Here is a 13799-nt window from a genome sequence, read left to right as displayed (position 1 = left end):
GCTTTTTGTTGTTCGAATTTCCCTAACGTTGTTCCTGCCTTTATCTACCATCCTTTCGCTCGGCATTGCCGTTCGATTCTGAGCGCGACTTGTTGTACTTGGTGATCAAGATAATCGGTCGAGCTCACCATTTGTCGCATGTCTTCAACAAAATGAGCGGGGCGAATCATCCGCAAAGTGTTTTCGTTTTTGCAAATAAAGTCGACACGCGGAATGCCAAGTTCATCCTCGTATTCAATGATGTAAGTGGCGGCGGTTTGGTGATTAAGTTGTGTGTTGAGCTCGAACATCCAATTGAGATATTGCTCTTCAATCCAACTTGAATAGCGCTGCTGGAAATAGTTTTTAAGTGATTGATAGTTAGCACTATTGAAATGGTGATATGTACTTCGTACTGCCGATTGCGGCTCACTTGTCGTTGATATGTACAGTTCTATGGGTAACTGATAGGGGTAGCGATCGTGGCTCCAATCTTCGATCACCGATTTAACGTGATTCAAAATGTAGTGCAGGGCGCTGAACAATCTCGCATAAACGAGGCGAGACCCGTAGAACAGGCGTAAATGCTCACCATTGTATTGGTTGATGTAATTGAGCGGAATTTTATAATTGACGCTCAAGTCGTCTTCATTAGTTGGAGTGACAGGGTCATTACTTTGCAACAACCAGTGTTGGTGCTTGCGCCAAAAGGCAATGTCGGCCGATAGCATGTCCGGCCAAGCGGTGATAGGGAGGTGCGAACGATGGGGGTCACTAAAAGATATGAGGTCGTTACCCTCGCCGTGCAGTTTTTGTAATTCGCTATTGAGCTGATAAATCGTGTTAGGGTCAGCTTGCTGCCATAGGCGCTGCTTTTCTTCTTCACTATTACTTTCTAAGTACCCAGGCAGATAACGTTCATAAAGTCGTTCTTCTAACATAACTACTCTCTGAAAAGGCATCTGTTGATAGAAAGTATATACGCAGAAATGGGAAGCACAGTTCTTTACGATGTTTCATGAAGCCGATAAAAGCTCTGGATGAGATCGTGACGAATGCGCCTCCTAAGTACTTGATGAGCAACGTTATGCTTATCTCGATTATGATAAATGAGCTTGTAGTCAATAAGTTGGTTGTTTATCGGGCAGAGCAATGTTTTCAGCTTGAGGGCGTCTAGTAATCAACGCGTAAAGTCGTTCAAGCTGCCGTTGTTACCACCACAAACCGCTCATCTTGTCCCCATCTTGGTTCCGCATTCATTAAATTGAGCTCCAACGCCGTTTGGTATGGGTCAACGTCAAAATGGTTGCTTACTAAACCCCAGAGCATCCAGTTGATTGCGGTTTCATTCTCGGTAAGCTCTTCGAGTGGTGCTCGGAGGAAAAAGTATTCATCCAAGCCATCGTCACCAAGACTGCCATAGATAATGTTACGTAGCTCTCGATCCAAATCATGTTGGAGGTTGATTGAGTCGTACAGTTGCTCTTCTGTTGGGCCATTTTCATGGCGATAAACATTGTGTTTTGACTCTTTGCATAAAGTACCAGAGCCTGTTTCAATACTTACGTTTTTTTGCGAGTGTTGTTCCAGTGCTTGGATAATTTCATTCTCTAATTGGGCGAGTTTACTCAGCAAAATTTGATCATCGGTGTTGTGCTCGTGAGTAGCCATTTTTTGAAAAGCCTTTACTCTCTCATAGACTGAATTCCCGTGAGTAAGCGCTGCAAAGCACTGCTCTCTGAGTGTTTCATTGGCTTGCCAAATGCCTGAGTAGAGCCCGTAGTCATATCGATACGGTGGAAGATCTTCAGTATCTTCGCCTAATATCTCTCTCCAGTGCCTTTGCCACTTTTCATTTTTTTCTTGTTTTACACTTGCGTATTGGCTAACCCAATGGTTACGAAGTGTTATGCCTACAATGGCAAGAGGCCATGGAGCGAGCAAGTAAAAATAATAGTGAGAAGAGTTATCCCAAAAGTAACCGTAAATATAAATACTAAATGCAATCACCCAAGTTCCCATAGTGCAAACAATAATCCCTGACATTATCGATGATTGGCGTTTTGTTTCTCTTAATGTATTACCTTCCGCACATAACCAAAAAATGCCGCCAAAAACAAAGGCAAACGTCATTAATAAGTAAGCAAGCCCCGCTCCTAAAAATCCCCAAAGTGACATGGTTTCTGATCCTTTTAAGTCCCACTTCTTTCTGGTGTGATGGAAGGGGATATGTAGTCCTAGTTCAGTGCCGTGATTTGCTCGATGCAGGTTTTACTCTCATTGATATTACGTTTCGACAAAAAAGGATGATGTCATTATGCAATAGAGTATTAGGCACGACGTGTGGCGAGAATTTACCATCATCTATTGCTCTCAGATATGTGTTTTGATGCTTATTTGGTTCATGTCTCATAATGAAAACTCGTTTTCAATGGTTCTCATTTGAGCTAATAACTAACTTTTTGGTCTGGTGCGATAAATTTCATTTTTTGAGTCACTTTTGACTCATATTGACTTATTTAGAAAAAGGTAAATTAATGTTTTTATTAATAATTATTGAGTTTTTCTGTGTGGGATTGGTCCCATTAAATTAGAGTAATAAGTCTATTTTTGGGATCGGTTTCATAAATTTTATGATACTGATTTCACTGTTTGAGCTGTAAGGAATATAAACCCCACTCAATTTATTTTTATAATCAATGAGTGTTGTTATGTCTCATATCCGTTTTTTCCCGCGTCATCGTTTGGCGCTTGCTTGCATGCTAGCGAGTGTTTCTAGCTTCTCTTTTGCCCAAAATCAGTGTGCTGTTGCTGATTTACAACAATCACGTGATTTGGCCGCTGCCGTTTCTGGCGCTGAATATGATTGCTACCACGCTTGGTTCTCTGCGCCGTCAGCAACGCTGAATGATATTTATAGCGAAGCAAGTTTAAGTCGCATTCAAGTCGCGTTGGATCAAGAAATTGCACGCTATCGTGGTGAAGCAGAACAAGCTCGCGTTCTAGAAAATCTAGGCGAATTTATTCGTGCGGCGTATTACGTTCGTTACAACGCTGGCACTGGCACACCTGAGTTTTCAGAAGCATTGAGTCAGCGTTTTGCTCAGTCAACGAACCTGTTCCTTAACAACCCTCATGCTTTGGAGCAAGGTCGCGAGCAAGTTGGTGCAATGAAGAGCCTGACTTTGATGGTTGATAACGTGAAGCAGTTGCCGCTGACCATGGATAGCATGATGGCCGCGTTGATGCACTTTAACCGTGACACCGCGAAAGATACCCAATGGGTTGATGGCCTGAACAACTTGTTCCGCTCTATGGCAGGTCACGCGGCGAACGATGCGTTCTACCGCTACATGGCAAACAACACTCACCATATTGATACGTTAGCGCGATTCGCTTCTGACAATGCATGGGCGTTAGATACAGATGCAAATTTTATCGTTTTTAATGCATTACGTGAAACTGGTCGTCTACTTGCGAGCCCAGATCAAGAAACCAAACGCAAAGCATTGGCTGTCATGCAACAAGTGATGCAGCGTTACCCATTGGGCAGTGAGCACGACAAACTGTGGCTTGCCGCCGTTGAGATGATGAGTTACTACGCACCTGAGGGTTTGAATGGTCTAAACCTAGAGCAAGCGAAGCAAAATCTAGCAGCACGCGTGATGCCAAATCGTTTCGAATGTCAGGGACCTGCCATCATTCGCTCTGAAGATCTCTCCGATGCTCAAGCTGCGAAAGCGTGTGAAGTGCTTGCTGCGAAAGAAGCAGACTTCCATCAAGTTGCGAATACTGGTAATCAACCAGTGGCGGATGACTTGAACGATCGTGTTGAAGTCGCGGTGTTTGCAAGCAACGACAGCTACGTTGATTACTCTTCATTCCTGTTTGGCAATACAACGGATAACGGCGGTCAGTACTTAGAGGGGACTCCGTCAAGAGCCGATAATACGGCGCGTTTCGTGGCTTATCGCTACGCGAATGGCGAAGATCTATCTATTTTGAACCTTGAGCACGAGTACACTCACTACTTGGATGCACGTTTCAACCAATACGGTTCATTCAGCGACAACTTAGCTCATGGTCATATCGTTTGGTGGCTGGAAGGCTTTGCGGAATACATGCATTACAAACAAGGTTACAAGGCCGCGATCGATCTGATCCCAAGTGGCAAACTGAGCCTTTCAACCGTGTTTGACACCACATACTCGCACGATAGCAACCGCATTTACCGTTGGGGCTACTTGGCGGTTCGCTTCATGCTAGAAAACCACCCTCAAGATGTAGAGAGCTTGTTGGCGTTGTCTCGTTCAGGTCAGTTTGCACAATGGGCGCAGCAGGTTACTGTGCTTGGTCAACAATACGATGCGGAATTTGAGCGTTGGTTGGATACGTTAGAAGCGGTAGTTGAACCGGAGCAACCAGGAACGGACCCAGAAGAGCCAAGCGAACCAACCGATCCTGAAGTGCAAGTGACGGAGCTGGCGGCGAACCAAAGCCTTCAACTGAGTGGCGAAGCATACAGCGAAAAACTGTTCTACGTTGACGTGCCTGCTAACACCGTTCGCTTTAATGTCTCTATTGAAGGAGCGGGTGATGCCGACCTTTACATGAGCTACAACAAAGTGGCGCATTACTACGACTTCGAAATGAGCCAGTACGCGGACGGTAGCAATGAAGAGATTCAATTTGCGCCAGAGCAAAATGGTTACGTTAAAGCTGGCCGTTACTACATCAGTTTAACAGGGCGTGATAGCTACGACTCCGTAAACCTTGTGGCAGCTTTAGAAGTTGAAGCTCAAACGCCACCAACACAAGTGCAAGACGATTTAGCTCCTGTGGTTTTGGAATCAGGAGAAGCGAAAGTGCTAACGGTTCATCAGCAGCGTTATGCCGCTGTTTATGTGCCTGAAGGCGTGAAAGAAGTACGCGTTTGGATGTCGAGCCAATCAAATGCGAACGACCCTTACGGCGCAGGTAATGTGGACTTGTACGCAAGCCGAGAACACTGGCCGACAGCAGAGCAACATGAGTACGCGTCAAACTACGCGGGCAGCAATGAATACCTTGCTATCCCAGTGACTGAAGCGGGCTATGTGCACTTTTCTCTTCAAGCTCCTCAACAAGGTGATGATGTAGAGATGCTGGTTTATTTCTTCTAATCGACGTTAAGTTAGTTTCGTAACACAAAAAAACACGCCGCCATTTTTGGCGGCGTGTTCGTTTTTCCTGCTTTTGGTTGTATTCAAACAGTGTTAAATGCCAAACGTTTGCATGATTTCGAGATGTATCTGTCAATTTTTGTCGAAAGCGTCTCAATTTTGTGTTGGCATATCCTTCTCACATAATCTTTTTTAGCGCCGCGTTCTGTGACCTAGCTTCTGATTTGTGGTTTCTAAACGGATACAATATATATGCACCCCGTGCAATAAAATTAAAGGGAATGACATGAAAACGCTTATTTATGACACGTTGATTAGCCTTGCAAGCCAAGAACCAGAACAACATGCACGTATCCGACAAAACCTATATGAACAGTTGGATCTGCCGTTCGATAAGCAACTGGCTTTGTACTCTTGTGCCCTTGGGCCTGCGAGTTCAGGTAAGCTTGAGAGCAGTCAAGGTATCAACAACGCTGTGGATTGCGCCGTTAAACTTCTGGAAACACCAGAACGCTAATCTACTTCGTTGTCTTTATCACGGCCCAATACCCCAAGGGCCGTTTTTGTCTCTGCGTTTCCTCAACACACTTTTCGACGCCAATCCCTTCTCACCAAACGTGATCTAGTTGCCAGTTTGCTTTTCTTAACTATTTGTTACGTCAACGCATTTTATAACCTACTCATTTACAGCGAGCGGGTTAGGGCGTACATAAGGTTTTGTTGCTTGGAATTTGTTTTTGGATTTTATGTAAATAAAAACAATGGCTTAGTGGTATCTTGTTTGCGGATGGCAAGAGCTGTCATCGACTGGAGGAGATTCACAGACTCTCATTGTGCTAGGCAGGGCGTATCTACGCCTTGATTTTCAGCCTTGAGTTAAGCGCAAAAGGGTGAGGGCGTATCGCGAATAGCTTTTATAATTTCGACTATTGAGTTCATTCACACAAAACAACCAAACAAGTAATCGTGAGTGGAAACGAGTAGGAGAACAACATGAGTGGCTTACAGGAAACGCAATCAGCAGGTGCAAACGTGATTTTGCACGCCTTTGATTGGAAGTACGCTGACATTGCCCAACGAGCAAATGAAATCCACGAGCTAGGTTATGGCTCGGTGTTGGTTTCGCCACCAATGAAAAGCGCCCACGATGAACGTTGGTGGCAGCGCTATCAACCACAAGATTACCGTGTTATCGACAACGCGCTCGGTGACACCCAAGACTTCATCTATATGGTTCGCGAGCTCGAACGCGTAGGCGTTTTGGTGTACGCCGATGTGGTGTTTAACCACATGGCTAACGAAGCACATTTACGCCGTGATCTGCAATATCCTCGTCAGGACGTATTAGATCAATACCGACAAAACGAACATAAATACCAGTCTTTAAAGCTTTTCGGCGATTTATCCAAGCCGCTATTTAGCGAAGAAGATTTTGTTGAAGCGTTTGGCATCAAAGACTGGAAAGATAAATGGCAGGTCCAAAATGGCCGAATTACAGGTGGGCCAACCGATCCTGGTTTACCAACTCTTCGCGTTTGTGAACATGTTGTCGAGCAGCAGCGAGCTTACCTAAAAGCATTGAAAGCGATAGGTGTGAAAGGCTTCCGTATTGATGCCGCGAAGCACATGACGCTTGAACACTTAAAACGCGTATGGACAGACGACATAACCCAAGACGTGCATATTTTTGGGGAAATCATTACCGATGGCGGTGCAACAGAAGAAGAGTATCAACTGTTTCTTGAGCCGTATTTACAAGAAACCCGTTTAGGTGCGTATGATTTCCCGCTGTTTTCGACCATCTTTAAAGCATTTTCAAAAAAAGGCAGTTTCAAGTCTCTGATTGACCCTTACTGTTTTGGCCAAGCGCTTTCAAACGGTCGAGCCATCACTTTTGTGGTGACGCATGATATTCCCAACAACGACGTCTTTCTCGATTTGATAATGGATGAAGAGGATGAGTGGATCGCTTATGCCTACATTCTTGGTCGCGATGGCGGCGTGCCTTTGGTTTATACCGATTTGGATACCAGCGGCATTAAGAACAAAAACGGAAAGCCAAGATGGAAAGACGCTTGGAATGATCCGCGCATGGCGAAGATGATCGCGTTCCATAATGTGACTCATGGCGAATCAATGACGGTACTGGAAGGGAATGACGATATGCTAGTGCTAAAACGCGGAGAGAAAGGCATTGTAGTGCTAAACAAATCCACGCGCGCACAATCGCTATCGCTAAAGACAGAGTGTGATTGGTTCGATCTGATGTCAGATCAAAGCGTTAAAGCCGGGATAGAACTGAAGGTTCCGGCAAAGTCGTTCATGTTATTGGTGCAAAAATAAAAGCGGCGGCAGAAGACAATAAAAATGAGCTCAATAGGAGCTCGTTTTTATTTGAATCGTCAAAGACGTTATTGGCATTCATTCACGCAATATTCGGCACGAAGAAAGTCGATGACATCGTCCAAACATTCGTATTCAGCAACACAAAAAAGAATACGGCCTTCACGGCGCTGAGTAATGAGTCCTGCAGAGGCTAAACTGGAAATATGATGAGAAAGTGTGGATGCAGGAATACCGAGTTTTTCTTGCACACCGCCTACCGCAATGCCTTTGTAGCCCGCTTTAACGACTTCTTTATAAATGCATAGACGGGTAGGGTGCCCTAATTCTTTTAATGCTTTAGCGACGGCTTCTAGCTCCATACTGACCTCTAAACTGACCAACGTTAAATGTGTTTCGATAATAGGGAAACTCGCCTTGAATGCCAACTTTTCTGGTTTGACTCTGTGTGATTTCAGGCGAGTTTCATACCGACTCATACTGTGATGACAAAAATTGTCTCCTCCAATGAGACAGATCAATCTTCATTATTATTTCACCCCACGTTTAAACTTCCTCTCCTACACTCTTTGATGAGTTGTTAGTTGGCAGAACAAGGAGGCGGCCATGATTGCAGTTCATCGAGATTATTGTTTGTCTAGCAGTTCAGAGTTACACGCGCATGTTAAAGTAAACCCTGTTGGAAGATTGGAAGTTGAAATTATCGAACTTGAAGAGCGTCATACGACCGAGTTTGATGATTTGTCTTTTGAAAGTCGTGGATGTGAAACTCGAATTTGTGGCAAAGAAGACGCAACCCCGTGGCAGTTCAATCTTGCAGTTACCGACGCGTTAGAGCTTTCTCATCTAGTTGAAGAAGCGAATGAAGAGTATGAGATTTTGATGAATGACCTCATGTAACTTTCATTATGGATGAAAGTCACTGTGGTGATTTAGGGCGGCGTGCTGACGTACAACCGACAAAAAAACCTCCCAATGGTGGGAGGTTTTTGTATTTCTGTTTTGGCGTTAAATCGCTTCTTCTTTTGGTGGCGTAATATCTTGCACGTTTTCACCGTCAAAGTTTTCAGCGTAACCTTTTGGCGGTGGCGTCCAGCCACGTTCAGAACGCGATAACTTATCGTGACGATCTTTGCGCATCTCTTCCGCCATTTTCTCTTCGAGCTGGATGAATAGCTCACGGAAGTTGTTATCGAAGCGCTCACCTTCCGAATCGTCTTCCCACGCTTGGTATAACATTTCAGATTTACGAGCTTCTACGCGCTTGTAAGTGTCTTTTTGCTGTTCAACAAAGAATGGGTGAATGCCTAACGCTTTCATGGCGTGTCCACCCATTTCCAGTGCCGAGTGATAAGTTTCCGATTCAATCACATCTGCGCCAGCTTGACGCAACAAGTAACCATGACCGCGGTCGAAAGCGCGTGCGATGATTTTCACTTTCGGGTACGTGTGCTTCACGTATTTCACCAGTTCCACACTCGATTCTTGGTTATCAATCGCGACGACCAACGCAGCCGCATGCTCGATACCTGCCGTGTGTAGCATATCTGGTCGGGTTGCGTCACCAAAATAGGCACGAGTGCCAATCTGGCGCATGTTATCGACTTGGTTGGCTTGATGGTCAAGCACTACAGTTGTTACGCCGTTCGATACTAATAGGCGATTCACAATCTGACCAAAGCGGCCAATACCAGCAATGATGACTGTGCCTGTTTCTTCAATCGTATCGCTTTCGCGTTCATTTGATTGGGTTTCAAAGCGAGGCAAAATCACACGATCAAACAGAATGAACAAGCCCGGGGTCAGGAACATTGAAATCGCAACCACCAGTGCAAGAGTTTGCGAGAGTTCAAGCGGAATGACGTGGTTTTGCACAGAGAAGCTTAGCAACACAAAACCAAATTCACCCGCTTGAGCCAAGCTTAGGGTAAACAGCCAGCGGTTGCTGCCTTTCACTCTAAATATCAGCGCGAGAATAAACAGCACCAAGGCTTTCAATACCATCACGCCAATGGTCAGCGCCATGATCAGCCAGAAATCACCAAATAGAACCGAGAAGTTGATTCCCGCGCCAACGGTAATAAAGAACAGACCCAGCAATAAACCTTTAAATGGTTCGATGTTGGACTCTAACTCGTGGCGGAATTCACTGTTTGCCAATACTACGCCAGCCAAGAAGGTTCCAAGCGCAGGAGACAAGCCCACTAAACTCATCAGTGCAGCGATGCCAATCACCAGCATGAGCGCGGTCGCCGTAAAGATTTCTCGCAAACCAGAGCTAGCCACGTACTTAAGTAACGGGCGGCTTAAAAAGTGTCCGCCAACGACAACAATCGCAATCGATGCAGTGATGACAATTCCGTATGCCCAGCCCGGCAAATCGGCCACGAGGTTTAAATCGTCATGATGCTGCGCAGCAGTTTGAACGGCATTTTGTGCTTGTTCGACTAACTCCGGCAGGGCCAACAATGGAATAAAGGCCAACATCGGGATAACAGCGATATCTTGAAAGAGCAGAACAGAAAACGCGTTTTTACCACCTTCTGTTTTGGTTAGCCCTTTTTCGCTAAAGGTTTGCAGCACAATGGCGGTTGATGACAGCGCGAAAATTAGGCCAATCGCCAGAGCAATCGTCCAAGGCTGCTCAAAGTACAAGGCGATACCCATAATCGCGGCGACAGTGCCGCCAACTTGCAAGCCACCTAACCCCATCAAGCGATTACGCATCGCCCACAGCATTTTAGGTTCGAGTTCTAAACCAACAAGGAACAGCATCATTACAACGCCAAATTCCGCAAAATGTTGGATGGTTGTGGTCTCTTCGCCTACTAGGCCGATAATTGGGCCAATCACCACGCCGGCAATTAGGTAGCCCAGTACAGAGCCTAAACCTAAGCGTTTTGCTAACGGAACCGCGATAACGGCGGCTACAAGGTACACAAAGGCTTGTAAGAATATTCCTGTCATGACGCCTCCTTGATGAGCTCCGGCAATGCACTGTTAAGTTTAATGAGCGAAGCGGCGGCCTCGACATCCAATCGGTCTTCGACCAGTGCCGTTAAGAGCTTTTTATAGCGTTCAATATGGCGCGGGATACGACCTTCTTCGGCTGCGGTACGCGAACCAAACAAAGCAAGAGGCGCAATATAGTGCATGCCCGTGAGTGCGGACATTTGCTCGATAGGAGCGAGCAGTTCCCGAATCGTAAAATGGTTGTAGCCTTCGGCTTTGTAGGCTTCTTCTTTGCCGCCGGCAGAAAGCACGCACAGCATGGTTTTGCCTTGCAGTTCGGTTCCTTCGGTGCCGTATGCAAAGCCGTATTCCAACACCAAATCTTGCCATTCTTTCAAAATCGCTGGTGTTGAGTACCAGTAAAGCGGAAATTGGAAAATCACCACATCATGTTCACGAAGGCGTTGTTGTTCTCGGTCGATATTGATGTTGAAACGAGGGTACTCACCGTACAAGTCAACGCATGTCACGCCTTCGATTTTTTGAGCTTCTTTGAAAAGTGGAGTATTCACTTCTGAACGATGCTGGGAAGGATGAGCAAAGAGAATCAGTACTTTTTTATTTGTCATAGGGATCCTTGCTTTCAGCATGGCCTTATCCGAATGGAGAAGGTGGGTGAAGAGACTGACGCGCTATGTCCGTCTCGGTCAGTTACAAAATGTAACGCATAAACGTTAACCTATCTACCATGTAGGAATAGATAAACTGATGAAGTATTAATAAAAAACCACCAAACAAGTTGGTGGTTTTATAAAATGAGACAAGTTCTCTGAGCCCGTGGGGCTATTTCATGATCACGCCAATTTATTCGTGAATAGGCACCACTAAAATATCAACGGGTGATTTGTTGATTAGGTGTCTTGAGTAAGAAATGATCTTGCTCCAGAAATCTTGGTGGTGACCACAAATCAACAGATCCACTTCTTGCTCTTTAATGGTGACTTCCAGTTTATCAGCCAAATCACCCGTACCTACAAAGAAGTGTTTAAGTGGGTAGTCCATGTAATCACTGAATGTTCTTAAACATTCCATTGAATGCTCATTCAACGGCCTTTGATCCGGGTTCTCTTTAATGTCTACAAGCTCGCGATAGATTTCTCCGTGCGTACCATCAATATGGATAAAGGAGATATCGGAGTCGAGATAGTTTGCCATTGATACCGCTCTGTCGATAAGCACGGTGCTTTCATCTGACAGTTCGAGTGCAACAAGGATATGTTTGTATTTCATAACCACGCCCTTATGTGGATTATCTTTACCCTAAGCATAGTATGGCTTGGGCAAAAATTGTGTTGATAAGATCTCGAAATTGTTCAAAGTTTTGTTAGAAAGTTAATACGATATAACAACTTGCTGTGAAACTTTCTCTTTGTACTCATTTGGTTAGAAAGCTTGCTTTTTGAACAAAAAAGCCGCTACACTTTGCGCATCATTTCTCTAGGAGATTACGCCAACATGAAGAACTAAACCTGTCATCCATATTTTTACTTATTTTTTGGATCAGCAGGGTTAGTAGGCGTAGCTCACTTTCCGATATTTCTTTGCAACAAGACAAATTTTTTATTTGACGTTTATCGTCGAGCTTTACATAAAGCTTAATGCGTTTGTGCACGCGTTTTGTTGCAATCTCAAATCATAGCTACGGCTGTTGTCCCTGTCATACAGGAGGCAAATTATGCCAGTTTTACAAGCTTTTAATGTTAGCCATCAGTTTGATAATGGCGAGACGCTATTCCAGTCTATTTCTTGTTCCATGACTAAACGACGTGTTGGTTTGGTTGGGCGCAATGGCATCGGTAAGTCGCTTTTGGCTTCCATTTTGGCGGGCGAAACTCAGCCTGCCAGCGGTGTTGTGACTTCTCCCTCTTCTTTCATGATGTATCGCCAGCAGCCGTCTGATTTGCTCTCAGGTCAGCAATCGATCGCCCAGTTTCTGGGAACAGACTCGGTCTTGCATGCTTTAAAGCAGATTGAACAAGGTGATGTTTCTGAGCATTGGTTCGAACTGGTTGGCGAACAGTGGGATATTGAACTGAAACTCAAACAGCAGCTTGCTGCGATGGGCTTGCCGCAAGACCCTGATTTCTCTTGTGCTCGGCTCAGCGGTGGTCAGTTGGCGCGTATGCAGTTATGGCAATTGTTTGAAAACGAAACGGAACTTTTGATTCTCGATGAGCCATCCAATCACCTCGATACCGAGGCGAAACAATGGTTGATAGAGTCTATGAGGCATTTCGGCGGCGCGATTTTACTCATCAGTCACGATCGTGAGCTGCTGCGAGCAATGGAGGAAATTTGGGAACTCTCGGGCCTAGGTTTACAGGTTTTTGGTGGAAATTACGACGTGTATGCCGAGCAAAAACGCACTGAGCTACAAGCGGTCGAAAGGCAGTTAGCGCAGGTCGATAAACAGAAAAAACGGTTAGCTGAGCAAGCCCAGAAAAATCGCGAAAAAGCAGACCAACGCGCCGCGCAAGGGAACAAACTGCGCAAAGACGGCAGTCAGCCCAAAATTTTGCTTGATGGCAAAAAGGATAGCGCGACCGCCAGCGCCTCAAATCGCAATAAGAATGAGCAACTCAGACAAGTGCATTTACAAGCCAAAGAGCGGGCGTTGCAATCGCGACATGAGCAGCTCAAAGCGCAAAAGCTTTATCTTGCAGATAATCCGAACCGTTCGAGAAAAGTGTTGTCGATACAAGAAGGTATATTGCCTTTTGGGGATTCTACTCCTATCACTTTGCAGATTTTTGCGAACGATAAAGTCCATCTCAAAGGGAAAAATGGATGCGGAAAGTCAACCTTGTTAAAGACGTTGCTTGGCGAGTTGTCGTTGCTCAGTGGTGAGCTGCAAGTGAATACACCCTTGTATTATCTCGACCAACACTTTGGCGCAGTGAATCCAAATCTTTCGTTACTTGAGAACGTAATGGAGACCTGCCAAGAGATGACGGAAAGTGAAGCGAGAACCTTATTGGCGGGGATCGGTTTTCGTCGAGACGCTGTGTTTCGGTTGGGATGCGTACTAAGTGGTGGCGAGAAGATGAAGCTCGCAATGCTGATCGTCAGCCATCAACACTCCCAGCCTTTGCTGCTGCTTGATGAGCCAGATAATCATCTCGATCTCGAGTCAAAAATAATGCTTAGTCAGGCGTTAAATACATACAAAGGTGGATTTGTTCTGATTAGTCACGACCAAGATTTCGCTTCTGAGTCTGGGGTTTTGCGTCAAATCGAACTGAATTAGACGAAAGAGTAAACGCCATCGTAGCTCTTCAGTGTTGTTCCCAAGTTCTACACTTC

Annotated in this window: 11 protein-coding genes; 5 read left to right on the top strand and 6 right to left on the bottom strand. The window is 45.2% G+C overall.

The window, feature by feature from the left end; all coding sequences use genetic code 11:
* Positions 1-44: 44 nt before the first annotated feature.
* Both NL646_RS03790 and NL646_RS03785 read right to left on the bottom strand, forming a co-directional pair.
* Positions 45-920 (bottom strand): hypothetical protein, encoded by an 876-nt coding sequence (locus NL646_RS03790; RefSeq protein ID WP_253663872.1) that lies wholly within the window; start codon positions 918-920, stop codon positions 45-47.
* A gap of 256 nt (positions 921-1176) precedes the next feature.
* On the bottom strand, positions 1177-2157 hold the full coding sequence (locus NL646_RS03785; protein WP_025510728.1) for a hypothetical protein: 981 nt from the start codon (positions 2155-2157) through the stop codon (positions 1177-1179).
* A 533-nt stretch (positions 2158-2690) separates the two neighbouring features.
* Between NL646_RS03785 and NL646_RS03780 the strand changes: the two genes are divergently transcribed.
* The 3 genes from NL646_RS03780 (at position 2691) to NL646_RS03770 (ending at position 7484) form a co-directional block, all read left to right on the top strand.
* A complete protein-coding gene (locus NL646_RS03780; protein WP_253663871.1) occupies positions 2691-5141 on the top strand; it encodes a M9 family metallopeptidase in 2451 nt (816 codons plus the stop codon).
* A 286-nt stretch (positions 5142-5427) separates the two neighbouring features.
* Positions 5428-5658, top strand: coding sequence for a PAS factor family protein (locus tag NL646_RS03775; protein WP_005479230.1), 231 nt, complete (start codon positions 5428-5430; stop codon positions 5656-5658).
* Between the two features lie 476 nt (positions 5659-6134).
* Positions 6135-7484, top strand: a complete 1350-nt coding sequence (locus NL646_RS03770) for an alpha-amylase family protein (RefSeq protein ID WP_005479245.1) — start codon at positions 6135-6137, stop codon at positions 7482-7484.
* Between the two features lie 68 nt (positions 7485-7552).
* Here NL646_RS03770 and NL646_RS03765 read toward each other — a convergent pair whose 3' ends face one another.
* Positions 7553-7846 carry a helix-turn-helix transcriptional regulator gene (locus NL646_RS03765; RefSeq protein ID WP_253663938.1) on the bottom strand — a complete coding sequence of 98 codons (294 nt, stop codon included), beginning with the start codon at positions 7844-7846 and terminating at the stop codon, positions 7553-7555.
* A gap of 244 nt (positions 7847-8090) precedes the next feature.
* Here NL646_RS03765 and NL646_RS03760 point away from each other — a divergent pair, with 244 nt between their 5' ends.
* The gene (locus NL646_RS03760; protein WP_005459692.1) at positions 8091-8384 is read left to right on the top strand and encodes a hypothetical protein; all 294 of its coding nucleotides are present in this window, start codon (positions 8091-8093) and stop codon (positions 8382-8384) included.
* Between the two features lie 108 nt (positions 8385-8492).
* Here NL646_RS03760 and NL646_RS03755 read toward each other — a convergent pair whose 3' ends face one another.
* The 3 genes from NL646_RS03755 to NL646_RS03745 form a co-directional block, all read right to left on the bottom strand.
* Positions 8493-10451 carry a monovalent cation:proton antiporter-2 (CPA2) family protein gene (locus tag NL646_RS03755; protein WP_140082143.1) on the bottom strand — a complete coding sequence of 653 codons (1959 nt, stop codon included), beginning with the start codon at positions 10449-10451 and terminating at the stop codon, positions 8493-8495.
* Positions 10448-11065: an NAD(P)H-dependent oxidoreductase gene (locus NL646_RS03750; RefSeq protein ID WP_005459699.1), complete on the bottom strand. Its 618-nt coding sequence runs from the start codon at positions 11063-11065 to the stop codon at positions 10448-10450. Before NL646_RS03750 ends, NL646_RS03755 begins: the two co-directional genes overlap by 4 nt.
* 235 nt (positions 11066-11300) lie before the next feature.
* On the bottom strand, positions 11301-11726 hold the full coding sequence (locus tag NL646_RS03745; protein WP_005459700.1) for a universal stress protein: 426 nt from the start codon (positions 11724-11726) through the stop codon (positions 11301-11303).
* A 445-nt stretch (positions 11727-12171) separates the two neighbouring features.
* On the opposite strand from NL646_RS03745, the gene NL646_RS03740 reads away from it, so the two are divergent.
* On the top strand, positions 12172-13743 hold the full coding sequence (locus tag NL646_RS03740) for an ATP-binding cassette domain-containing protein (protein ID WP_253663870.1): 1572 nt from the start codon (positions 12172-12174) through the stop codon (positions 13741-13743).
* Positions 13744-13799: the final 56 nt, after the last annotated feature.

The sequence above is a fragment of the Vibrio sp. Y20_XG_PY13 genome, assembly GCF_024181925.1.
In the GTDB taxonomy this organism is placed as follows: domain Bacteria; phylum Pseudomonadota; class Gammaproteobacteria; order Enterobacterales; family Vibrionaceae; genus Vibrio; species Vibrio parahaemolyticus.
This window is presented reverse-complemented; position numbering and strand designations above follow the sequence as displayed.